We start from the raw sequence: 1,386 nt of genomic DNA, 5'->3' as shown, positions 1-1,386 counted from the left end.
CCTCCGGGAATTTCCCGGCCCTTGCCCTTTGGGTAGACAGGCCTCCGTCGGCCACAGCTCCGCAAGCTCCGCCAGCAGCCAAAAAACAACGGGGGAGAGGGGAGCTGGCCGGTCACCTTTGGTCGCCCCACCCACCCCACTTCTCGGCAAAGAAGGAGCAACACCAAATGAACGCAGTAATCACCAGGACTGTGACCACCAAAGACACCGGCGAAACCATCGACGGCGTCACCGTGCTCGGCAACTACCACATGAATGACGGGTACGACTGGATGGAACTCATCGGAGAACACGGCTGGGCCGTCATCCCCAGCTGGGGATGCGACGGCTGGGACCTGGGCCAGTGGCCCTACGTGATGGTCGCCGGGATCCGCACCGCCGATTCCATCGGGAATCTGTTCGGCGTCGCCACCTACTGCGAGGGCGACGTGACCTGCGCGTTCTTTAGGACCAAGGCGAGGCAGTGGCAGGAAATCAGCAGGCACGCCCACTTCAACTGGACGCACGGGCAGGCCCACGGCCCCGAGGACCTGCCAGAGAACGCCGCGGACATGCCAGCGAAGTACCGGCAACCCTGCACCCTCTGGACCGACTAACCCCACCCTATCCGGGGCTGTCCGCGCCCATCTGGACGCGGACAGCCCAGCCCACCCCCATAGACCACCAGCAAAGGAAACCAGCATGAGCACCTGCACCGCACTAATCATCCCCGCCGACACCATCGCCCCGGCACGCATCGACACTATCGACGCAGGATTGAAGAACCTGCAAGCCCTCGTGGGCGGCAACATCGAGGCCGTGAGCCGGGACGACTGGCACTTTTACCTGAACGAGGAAGGCAAAATCCTGAACCTCGCCCCTAACCGTCGCGCCGCCGCCCTGGTTCTTGAAGCGACCGGAGTACTGGCCGACGTGTACTGCGGGGACGTCGTGGTGCTGGGTGAGGCCGGGGACGGCGACGAGGGCGACGTGCCACAGCACCTGATCGACATCGCACAGCAACTCTTCGGCCTGCACGAATCTTCGGAACCGCACGAGCCGGTGAGCTGAACCAACCGCGTGACCGGCCCCTTCGCGGGCCGGTCACCGCGGGCGGTCCGCCGCCCGTGGCCGGGCCGTGTGCGTGGTTACCGGGGGCGGACCGCCATCACCGGCAAGGGCCGATGCATTGACGTGCCGCACCGGTCCCACCAAACGGTGCTACCTTGCACCGGCGTCAGGGACAAGAATGTCCCGCCTGATGGGGGACCAGGCGGGACACTAACGCCAATACTAGCCCGGGCGTCTGGCGGTTTGCTGGGAGTAACGCAGGCTCGCGGGGGCTCGTATCCAGGAGGGCGTCCACTCCGCTTCGCTCCGTGGCCGGCTGTGGGGGTCCAGTGCTGT

The 1,386-nt window shown here is 65.6% G+C and carries 2 protein-coding genes; both read left to right on the top strand.

All coding sequences use genetic code 11. The annotated features are described in order from the left end of the window. Positions 1-167: 167 nt before the first annotated feature. Positions 168-596: a hypothetical protein gene (locus tag ACFQ50_RS24525; protein WP_377998229.1), complete on the top strand. Its 429-nt coding sequence runs from the start codon at positions 168-170 to the stop codon at positions 594-596. Positions 597-681: 85 nt separating this feature from the next. Then, positions 682-1,050 (top strand): DUF3846 domain-containing protein, encoded by a 369-nt coding sequence (locus ACFQ50_RS24520; protein ID WP_377998228.1) that lies wholly within the window; start codon positions 682-684, stop codon positions 1,048-1,050. Positions 1,051-1,386 lie beyond the last annotated feature (336 nt).

Origin of the sequence: Arthrobacter sp. NPDC056493, from assembly GCF_042795115.1 — a bacterium.
In the GTDB taxonomy this organism is placed as follows: domain Bacteria; phylum Actinomycetota; class Actinomycetes; order Actinomycetales; family Micrococcaceae; genus Arthrobacter.
The sequence above is the reverse complement of the archived record's forward strand: the minus strand, read 5'-3'. Positions and strand labels throughout refer to the sequence as shown.